The sequence below is a fragment of the Streptococcus sp. SR4 genome, assembly GCF_000517725.1.
Taxonomy (GTDB): Bacteria; Bacillota; Bacilli; order Lactobacillales; family Streptococcaceae; genus Streptococcus; species Streptococcus salivarius_F.
In genome coordinates this window covers 18618-29943 of sequence record NZ_AZYW01000056.1, presented here as the reverse complement: position 1 = coordinate 29943, position 11326 = coordinate 18618, and the positions used below count along the sequence as shown (strand labels likewise).

At 41.3% G+C, this 11326-nt stretch carries 2 protein-coding genes; both read left to right on the top strand.

What is annotated here, in order from left to right; genetic code table 11:
• Nucleotides 1-901 precede the first annotated feature (901 nt).
• Nucleotides 902-7138: a ZmpA/ZmpB/ZmpC family metallo-endopeptidase gene (locus HMPREF1519_RS07205; RefSeq protein WP_037611725.1), complete on the top strand. Its 6237-nt coding sequence runs from the start codon at nt 902-904 to the stop codon at nt 7136-7138.
• 457 nt (nt 7139-7595) lie between these two features.
• On the top strand, nt 7596-11240 hold the full coding sequence (locus tag HMPREF1519_RS07200; protein WP_037611723.1) for a YSIRK signal domain/LPXTG anchor domain surface protein: 3645 nt from the start codon (nt 7596-7598) through the stop codon (nt 11238-11240).
• Nucleotides 11241-11326 lie beyond the last annotated feature (86 nt).

Sequence of the window (11326 nt, the reverse complement as noted above, 5' to 3'; positions counted from 1 at the left end):
GTTTTTTAAATAGTAGCTCATACAAGAGTAATATGTTAGTTAGAAGCTAAATGTGAAGTCTCTATGATAGAAGTTAATTAGAGACGAGGGGAAGATAAATTCATTTAAATATGAGTCTACTAACGTGATTATAGCAGTAAAATTAGAATTTTACAACAAGTTTTATAAAAATAATATTTTCTGATATGTTGAGATGGATTTTCAGACTATGTTATAGGAAAATATAATCTAGTTTAAGACTAATTTATTTATAATTGAGGAGATTTCAGGGAGCGTCAATGCATGGTTACAATTTAATATTTTATGTTTTGAAAATATATAGGTGTTTAATTTAAGAGACTAAATATTTCTTTCATACACGAAAGATATATATAATGAGATTATGTGACGATTGATATTTAGATTATATTATGGTAAACTCTTTATTAGCTAGATTATCCATATAGTATTTCTCAAGGTAATGGGTAATCTCTGGAATATTAATGCGAAAAAAATGCGAGAGAAGTTCTTGCATTTTTTTAAAAATAAAATTAGTAGTTTTTATTTATCATTTCAATTAAAATGTTAGATATATGGGGATCTTAGTATAATTTATAAAATTATTTAACTCAAAATATATCACTTATAAGAATATCAAGAGAATATTCTTACAAATATTAGAGTCTTTGGAATTATTTATATGAAAAGGTTTAAGAGGTTTTCATGAAAGAAAAACATAGTCGCTAAATAATATTTATATTGATTAAAAATTAGAGAAAATGCTTGCTTAAAGATTAAAAAAAGGATATGATAGACTTCGGAAGAAGGTTAATAAATGTATAGAGTGCGTGTTTTTTCAATAACGTCTTCGTTTTTTTGACGTGCCTTGGGGTACAAGGATTAACATATAGGAAGATTTTGAATGAAACAAGCAAATCATGTTTTTGAAAAAATGACAAAATACGCCATTCGTAAATTGTCAGTAGGTGTAGGGCCAGTTGCTATCGGGACATTCTTGTTAGCAGGTGGTCTTTTCGTGTCTAAACCAGTTTCGGCAGACCAGGTTACTTCGGATGCATCGGTACACATGGCCTATGTCACAGAAAATGAATTAACAGCTGAAGAGCAGAAGCAAGTGGTACATGCTATTCCTAAGGAATATCAAAATGAGGACACTTTTTATCTGGTTTATAAACGTAAGGGAGACAGTCAAGCTACTCTTCCTCAGACAGGAAGTTCTGACTGGGCAGCGACAGGTTTGGGATTGGCAACAGCGACTATGGCTGTGTTGCTATTTTCAAAAAAACATCGTAAAAAAATTATTGGCTTGGTCTTGATTGGGGCCGCAGGGCAAAGTCTCCTTGTGCCGATAGAGGTTCTTGCCTTGCAAAACAAGGAGTTGCAGGCCTATAATCAAACTCTTGCGGTTTCAAATAAAGAAGATTTGGCTAAGGGTGTTATTGCCATTGATGGTTATGAGTATGTGGGTTATCTGCGTTACTCTGCTAAGCCGGAGCTTGAACAACCTTTGGAAAATACTTTACAAGGGCTTGAGTCTTCAATAAAAGAAGATAATACAGTTAGTCAGGGGACAGCTGATAGGGATAGTAAGGGCATCAGTTGGAAAAAAGGAACACAGGAGCCAGGTCATGAAGGCGAGGCGGCTGTTCAACCCGCTAATCCAGAGTACACAGGACCAATTAGCGCTAAGGGTACGCAAGAATCAGGTCACGAAGGCGAAGCTCTGGTTCAACCCGCTAATCCAGAGTACACAGGACCAATCAGTGCTAAAGGTACGCAAGAATCAGGTCATGAAGGCGAGTCAGCTGTTCAACCTGCCGCTCCAGAGTACACCGGTCCAATCAGTGCCAATGGTACCCAAGAAGTTGGACACGAAGGCGAAGCTCTAGTTCAGCCTGCTAATCCAGATTACACTGGCCCAATCAGTGCTAATGGTACCCAAGAAGTTGGTCATGAAGGTGAAGCCCTTGTTCAACCTGCCGCTCCAGAGTATACCGGCCCAATCAGTGCTAATGGCACGCAAGAAGTTGGTCATGAAGGTGAGGCAGCTGTTCAACCTGTCGCTCCAGAGTATACAGGTTCAATCAGTAGCGATACTACAAGTGCTAATGGAACGCAGGAAGTTGGTCACGAGGGTGAAGCATGGGTCCAACCAGCTAATCCAGATTACACTGGACCGATCAGTGCTAATGGTACCCAAGAAGTTGGTCACGAGGGTGAAGCATGGGTCCAACCCGCTAATCCAGAATATACTGGCCCAATCAGTGCCAATGGAACTCAAGAAACCGGTCATGAAGGTGAGGCTGTCGTTCAACCTGCTAACCCGGACTATACAGGTAAACTGGAAGCCGAGGGTACACAGGAATCTGGGCATGAGGGCGAAGCAGCTGTTCAACCTGTTAATCCAGACTATACTGGCAAACTGGAAGCTAAGGGTACACAAGAATCCGGTCATGAAGGCGAAGCCCTTGTTCAACCTACAAATCCAGAGTACACAGGCAAACTGGAAGCCAAGGGTACACAAGAATCAGGTCACGAAGGTGAGGCTCTGGTCCAACCCGAGAATCCTGTCCACACTCCAGTTCTTGGAAGTGTCACAGAGACTGAAACGCAAGCCATCGATTATCCTATCGAAGTTATCACTGATGATAGCAAGTATGTGGATGAAGAGGTTGTCGAGCAAGAAGGTCAAAAAGGTAGCCAAGAAATTCAGAAAATTTACCAAACCATTGATGGTGTCAAGGTTGGTGAGCCAACTATTGTATCAGGTAAGGTTATTGAGGTGCCACAACCTAGAAAGCTTCGTCGTGGCAGCAAGCCTCTAGATGGAACAACGACGGAAGAGTCTATTGTAGAGCTTCCATTTAAAGAGATTGTCCAAGAAGATGATAGTCTTGAAAAGGGCACGCTAAAGGTTGTTCAAGAAGGTCAAAGAGGTCAAAACAAAATCACCAAAGTCTATAAGACCTATAAAGGGAATAAGACGTCTGAGGCACCAACTGTCACTGAAACCGTGCTAGTTCCTGTTCAAGATCGTATCGTTCACAAAGGGACCAAGGTGTCTGAAAAACCAGTGCTTACGCTGACACAGATTGACAAGGATGATTTGGGTCGTAGTGCTAAACTTAGCTACAACTTGACGAATCCAGGTTCAGCAGCTATCACGACTATTAAAGCGGTGCTTAAGAAAGACGGACAGGTTGTTCAAACGCTTGATATTCCTAGCACGACCTTGACTGCTGACCTAACAAACTTAGACTATTACAAGCCATATACCCTCGCAACAACCATGACCTATGATCGTGGCAATGGTGAGGAGAATCAGGTTTTGGCAGACCAAACTCTCCAACTGGATCTCAAGAAGGTTGAGCTTAAAGATTTTGCACGTACAGATTTGATTAAGTATGACAATCAAACAGAAGTGGATGAGACTCGTCTGGCAGCTGTACCTCAGGATCTCACGAATTACTACTTGAAGATGACTTCTGCGGATCAGAAGGCCACTTACTTGGCAGTAAAAGCCATCGAAGAAACAACGGTTGATGGCAAGGCGGTTTATAAGGTAACTGCAGCAGCGGACAATTTGGTTCAACGTGATGCCCAAAGCCATTTTGCGCAAACCTATAGCTACTACATTGAGAAACCGAAGGCCAGTCAAGCCAATGTTTACTACGATTTTGCTGACTTGGTCAATGCCATTCAAGCGAATCCATCAGGTGAATTTAGACTTGGCCAAAGCATGAGTGCTCGTCACGTTGTTCCAAACGGCAAATCATACATTACGACAGAATTTACTGGTAAGTTGCTCAGTGATGGTGACAAACGCTATGCCATCTATGATTTAGAGCACCCATTGTTTAATGTCATCAATGGCGGAACAATCAAGAACATCAACTTTGAAAATGTAGACATCAATCGCTCTGGGCAAAATCAAATCGCGACGGTTGGATTTAACCTTAAAAATAAAGGTCTGATTGAAGATGTTAAGGTGACTGGTTCGATTACTGGTAACAATGATGTGGCTGGTATCGTCAATAAGATTGATGAAGATGGTAAGATTGAGAATGTCGCTTTTGTCGGTAAGATTGACTCTATCGGTAATAACTCGACAGTTGGTGGGATTGCTGGTTCAAACTACATGGGATTTGTCAACAGAGCCTATGTAGATGCGACTATTACAGCTCAAAATGCCAATGCAAGTATGCTGGTGCCATTTGTCACTTACATGCTTAACAGCTGGAAGTCGGGAACTAAGGCTAGGGTGACTAACTCGGTAGCCAAGGGTGTTCTTGATGTTAAAAACACAAGAAATGTCGGTGGTATTGTCGCTAAGACGTGGCCTTACGGCGCTGTTCAAAATAATGTGACCTATGCTAAGGTTATTAAAGGTCAAGAAATTTTTGCTTCTAACGATGTCAATGATGAAGACGGTGGCCCATACATCAAAGATCTCTTTGGTGTTGTTGGTTACAGCTCGGCCGAAGATGGTACTGGTAAAGATACTAAGAGTCCGAATAAGCTCAAACATTTGACTAAGGAAGAAGCTGACAAGCGTGTTGAAGGTTACAACATCACAGCTGATACATTTGTTAGCGAGCCTTACGCGTTGAATACGCTTAACAATGTTTCTAGTCAAGCTGATTTTGCCAATATTCAAGACTATAAGCCAGAATACAAGCAGGCTTACAAGAATATTGAGAAATTCCAGCCATTCTATAACAAGGATTATATTGTCTATCAAGCAAATAAACTGGCCAAAGGCCACAACTTGAATACTAAAGATGTGCTCTCAGTGACACCAATGAAAGACAGTAACTTTGTCACAGACCTAAGCGATGCTAACAAGATTATTGTTCACTATGCTGATGGAAGCAAAGACTACTTCAAGCTTTCAGAGAGTGCAGAAGGTTTGAGCAACGTTAAGGAGTACACTGTTATTGATTTGGGTATCAAGTACACTCCGAATATCGTTCAAAAAGACCACTCAAGTCTTATCAATGGTATTGTTGATATCCTGAAACCGATTGAGTTGCAGTCTGATCCGATTTACCAAAAACTTGGTCGTACCGGTCCAAACAAGGTCAATGCTATCAAGAACCTCTTCTTGGAAGAAAGTTTTGAAGCTGTTAAGGCTAATTTAACTAACCTGGTGACTAAGCTGGTTCAAAATGAAGACCACCAGCTTAACCAATCACCAGCTGCCCAACAAATGATTCTTGACAAGGTTGAGAAAAATAAAGCGGCCCTCTTGTTAGGTTTGACTTACTTGAATCGCTACTATGGTGTGAAGTTTGATGATGTTAATATCAAGGAAATCATGCTCTTCAAACCAGATTTCTATGGTAAAAATGTGGATGTCCTTGACCGTTTGATTGAGATTGGCTCTAAGGAAAATAATATCAGTGGTTCAAGAACATACGATGCTTTTGGTGAAGTTCTCGCCAAAAGTACCCTTTCTAGTGATCTGACCGACTTCCTTAATTACAACCGAAAACTCTTTACCACTATCGACAATATGAATGATTGGTTCATCGATGCTGCTAAGGATAAGGTCTACGTTGTTGAGAAGGCGTCTCAAAATGAAGGTGTTGGTGAGCACAAGTATCGTGTTTATGACAACCTTAGTCGTGGTCTCCACCGCAAGATGATTTTGCCTTTGTTGAACCTTGATAAGACAGAGATGTTCCTGATTTCTACCTATGATACTATGTCTTATGGAACAGCTAACAAGTACAACACAACCCTAGAGAAGTTGAAACCAGAGATTGATCTAGCGGCCCAACGTCAAATCAACTATCTTGATTTCTGGCAAAGATTGGCTGCAGATAATGTCAAAAACAAATTGTTCAAAGACATTGTCAATCCAATCTGGGAAGGTTTCTATGTCTGGGGTCATGGTTGGCCAGGTTGGCCAGAGCGCTACGGCCAATTCAAGAACAGTACGGAAGTCTATGCGCCAATCCGTGAAATCTATGGACCAGTTGGTGAGTACTACGGTGATAACGGAGCCATGGCAGGTGCCTATGCTGCCATCTACGACAATCCATACGATAATCGTGCCAAGGTTACTTACGTCATGTCTAACATGATTAGCGAGTATGGTGCTTCAGCCTTTACCCATGAAACGACTCATATCAATGACCGTATTGCCTACTTTGGAGGTTTTGGTCGTCGTGAAGGAACAGACGTCGAAGCCTATGCCCAAGGAATGTTGCAATCACCAGCGACTCAGGGTCACCAGGGTGAATACGGTGCTCTAGGACTCAACATGGCCTTTGAAAGAGAAAATGATGGTAACCAGTGGTACAATACCAATCCAAACAAGTTGAACTCTCGTGAGGCCATCGATCGTTACATGAAGGGCTACAATGATACCCTCATGCTTCTTGATTCGCTGGAAGGGGAAGCAGTCCTCAGTCAAGGCAAGCAAGAGCTCAATAACGCATGGTTCAAGAAGGTCGATAAACAGCTACGAGGTAATAGTAAGAACCAATACGACAAGGTGCGTGCTCTAAGTGATAGCGAAAAGGCTATTAGCTTGACCTCTATTGATGACCTTGTGGATAATAACTTCATGACCAATCGTGGACCTGGAAATGGTGTTTATAAACCGGAGGACTTCTCTTCTGCCTATGTCAATGTGCCTATGATGTCTGCCATTTATGGTGGTAATACCAGTGAGGGCTCTCCAGGTGCTATGTCCTTCAAGCACAATACCTTCAGACTCTGGGGTTACTACGGCTATGAAAAAGGCTTCCTAGGTTATGCGACTAACAAGTATAAACAAGAAGCGAAAGCAGCTGGTAAGAACACTCTTGGAGATGACTTTATCATTAACAAGATTTCTGATGGTCAGTTCAACACCCTAGAAGACTTCAAGAAAGCCTACTTCAAAGAAGTCAAAGAGAAAGCGTCACATGGTTTGACGACAGTTACTATTGACGGTAAATCAGTAAGCTCTTACGATGATTTGTTAGCCTTGTTTAAAGCTGCAGTTGCCAAAGATGCTGCAAGTCTTAAAACGGATAATAACGGCAATAAATCTGTATCTACAAGCTATACAACAAAACTCAAAGAAGCTGTCTACAAGAAACTCCTACAAGAGACAGATAGTTTCACAAGTTCTATTTTCAAATAATAGATGAAAGAATCCCTTTTGGTCAATGCCAAAGGGATTTTTGAATCTGTTGGGAATATGGGAAGTAGGAGCCTCTAGGTCAGTATTGGCAAGGGATTGAGAGAGATGTGGGTTGAGCCATTAAAACGTTTTCTTTTTGAAGGGAGAGAGTTTTGTATTTTAATAAATATCACCAAAACTAAAAAATAAGGTTAGAGTGACGAAGGTTTTTAATAAAAGATGCTTTCATATAAAAGTATTTTAAAAATTATAAAACTGACAAAATAGGGAATTGTGCTAAATAAAAGCACGAACGTTTTGATGTTTCAAAGGACTTAGATAAAAGTTTTAAATTAACATTCTCTAATGAAAGTTAAACTTTAGAACAATAATCATTATATATTTGACAATTTAATAATTGTAGTATAAAATGGAAACTGTATATAAAGTAATTTGGATATTGAGGAAATTTATTATTATGAGAGATATGTTTAATAAACGCCAACGTTTTTCATTAAGAAAATACAGCTTTGGTGTAGCCTCTGTCCTTTTGGGAGTTTCAATCTTCTCAAATGCACAGGGTGCCCAAGCTGATGAAACGGTAGCACCAACTACCGCAGGTATGGAAACAACTGCTGAGCCAGATGTAGTCGTGGAGCAATCAACACCAACGACAGCATCAGTAGCGCCAGCAACAACAGAAAACGCACCAAGTTCAGTCTCTACTGTAGCTTTGGCTAGTGAACAACCACAATCAGCAGCTCAAAACAGCCAAACAGCTTCAACAACTAGTCAAACAGCAGCTAGTTCAGAAGCAGCTTCTCAGGCTGCATCGCAAGCGAGCTCTGAATCTGCAGCAGCGACTGCTTCATCTGTAGCGACTAGCGCCCAAGCTCTTAGCTCAACAGCAGTAGCCGAAGTTCCTGTTGCTGGTCAAGTATCAGCACAAACAAGTGCAGCAGCTTCAGTTGCGACTGCAGCAGAAACTGCCAGCGCAGAGTCTACAACCAATGCTGTAAATAGCGTCCTTAAAGTGGCGACTAGTGAGTTGGCCGTGACAAGCAGTGAATTGAATGCTGCTGAAGCAAGCCTTAACTCTGAAAATCTCATCAATGCTATGGGACTTGCGGTATCAAACCGTAGTCTTCGTACAGCTGATGCGGTTGCTGTTTTGACAAATGCTGGAGCAAGCTCAACAAACCCTGACTTGACAAACCTCGGCTATAAACTTGCCTATTTGCCAGAACGTCAACAATACTTTGTTAACATTGATTACATCAACCACCTCAAAGTCGGTCGTGATAACCGTGGGGTTATGAGACCTTATGACTACATTACAAATGGTAACTACATGGTTGTCGTAAACTATGCCAACCTTGGTATTATTGACTACGTTGATGAAGCAGGAAACAAGATTCCAGGATCTTCAACATATCGTATCAACAACTCAACTGAAACAATCACAGCAAACGGTAAGACTTACAATAAAATCTACGATGCTGGTGTAACAGAACTTCCACCAGTACCAGCAGGATACCGCATCAAATATGCCTCTGCTGACAAATCTAAAGCTAATGCTTATGTAGATGTTTTGAAGTCAGAACGTCAATATGACTATACAAATGGTATTGCAACCATTCGCTCAGATCGTACTTGGGACTTTAACCAAAGTCGTGTTGTTGACCTTGTTCAATTTGCTAACGGTTCACAAGGATTGGATGCTTCAATTGATGCCAATGGTGGTGGTCAATACCTAGCTCCAGGTTACCGTTACCACATTATCGTTGAAAAAGACACTAAAGATGTCACAAAAGCAACAAGTCAAACAGTAACTTACACTGGTGCTGATACGAAGACACCAGCTGCTAACACTCAAAATGACTTTAGCTTCAACGGTAAAGAAGATCCTACAACTAATACAACAACTTGGACAGCAACAAGCCATACTTACGGCACAGTTAAGACTCCAGTTGTCATTGGTTACTATGCAGATAAAGCCGTAGCAGGTGGCAAGACAGTTACTCCAGATGCACCAAATGCGACAGACGCAGTGACATACAAAGCCTTTGGTAAATTTATCGCTGTGGATGAAAATGGCAATCCAATTCCAGGTGTATCAACAACTGCCTACACTAACGATCCTAATGATGCGACTAAGATGATTGCCATCGACAAGACGCTTCCAAGTATTCCTGGTTACACTGTTAAGGTTGTCCCTGCATCACCATCAAATCCAGGTGAAGACACTCGTGTCGTTTACGTAGCAATCGTTAACGATGTGACTAAGGCAACGAAACAAACAGTTACCTTCCAAGGTGCTGGCGATAAAACTCCAGCTGCAGATGTGAAATCTGACTATACCTTTGCAGGTAAGGATAACCAAGCGACTGGTAAGGTGACTTGGAAGGTAACTAGCCACACTTACGGTACAGTTAAGGTTCCTGTTGTTAATGGCTACTTTGCCGATAAAGCGGTAGCAGGTGGTAAGACAGTAACTCCAGATGCTCCAGAAGCAACTGACACCGTAACGTATAAGGCCTTTGGTAAATTTGTCATTGTTGATGAAAATGGTAAGCCAATTGCAGGTGTCTCTGATACTGCCTACATCAATGATCCTAACGATCCAACTAAGATGATTGCAGTTGACAAGAACTTGCCAACTATCCCAGGTTACACTGCTAAGGTAGTACCTGCAACACCAGGTGACTTGTCTAGCGATACTAAGGTTGTTTACGTTAAGAACGATCAAAAAGCAAGTGTTGTTTACCGTGATGAAACAAGTGGTTCAACCCTTGAAACTGTTGCTTTGGCTGGTAAGTCTGGTGAAGCGGTTAACTATTCAACAGCTGAACGTATCAAACACTATCAAGACCTTGGCTATGTCCTTGTAACAGATGGTTACCCAGCTGGTGCAAGCTTTGACTTGGATAGCACAGTTGACCAAGCTTGGACAGTAAGCTTCAAACGTGTAGCACTTGACTTTAATCCAGACAATGCTCACGAACCAGGAACACCAATCTATCCTAACCAACCAAACGGTCCAAAATGGCCAGCTAAGGATGCTTACCTTAAAGATGTGACATACACTGTTCACTATGCAAGCAAAGATAGCAATGCTAAATTGCCAGCAGACAGTGTTCAGAAAGCACAATGGAAACGTTCATTGACGCTTGACTCTGTAACAGGTGATATTCTTACTGCAGGTGAATGGAAGGCAGATAAGACTAAGTTTGATATCGTGATTACACCAATGGTAAACGGTTACTTCGCAGATAAAGGTCGTGTGGCTTCTCAAGATGTCACTATGGACAGCAAGGTTGAGACTGTTACTTACACTAAATTCGGTAAGATTATTGCCGTTGACGAAAAAGGTAATCCAATCCCGGGTGTTGAAGCAGTTACTTACACAAATGATCCTAACGATCCAACTAAGGCTGCTATGACACTTGTTCCTGAAGTGAAAGGTTACAAGGCTGATAAGACAGGTGTGACACCAAGCAACCCAGGTGAAGATACAAAGGTTGTTTACAAGGTTGTTAACGCAGAACCTGCTAAACCAGCAGTTAACAAAGAAGTTGGTACTATCGTCGTTATCTACCGTGACGAGTATGGTAACCAAATCAAGATGCCACTTGTTATCACTAACTCTGTTGGTGCTGAAGTTGATGTTCATGGTGATCGCTACATCTACCGTAACGGTGTGAAATACGAATTGATTCGTCAAGAAGGTAAATCTACAGACAAGATGACAGAAGGTCAAACAGTCGTGACTTACATCTACCGTAAGGTCGAAGATGGCTCAACACCATCAAACGGTAATGGCGGACAATCTGGAAGCTCAACATCTAAAGCTGTCAAAGCAACTTCAAACGGATCTAAGGGTTCTAAAGGTTCTGGATCTGGCTCAGCAGCTGATGGCGCTTCAGATGGTAAAGGTTCAGATAAGAAGAAATCTGGAAACAAAGATGGTAAGAAGGCAGATGGTTCTGATAAAGCTAAAGAAGGCGACGAACAATTGCCAGTAACAGGTGAGACAGATAACAACCTCGCAGCAATGGGTGTTGTTGTTATGGGACTCATGTCAGGACTTGCGGCTATGAATCGTCGTAAAAACCAAGACTAAGATTTCCACACCTTATCTCTCATAAATTCTAAAAATAAAATCTCTCTCGAGTGAATTGCTCGGGAGAGATTTTTTGGTCTTTTTAG

What these genes read in the sequence shown, in the direction of transcription:
- HMPREF1519_RS07205 (WP_037611725.1), top strand. Translation starts at nt 902, where the DNA reads ATGAAACAAGCAAATCATGTTTTTGAAAAAATGACAAAATACGCCATT.
- HMPREF1519_RS07200 (WP_037611723.1), top strand. Translation starts at nt 7,596, where the DNA reads ATGAGAGATATGTTTAATAAACGCCAACGTTTTTCATTAAGAAAATAC.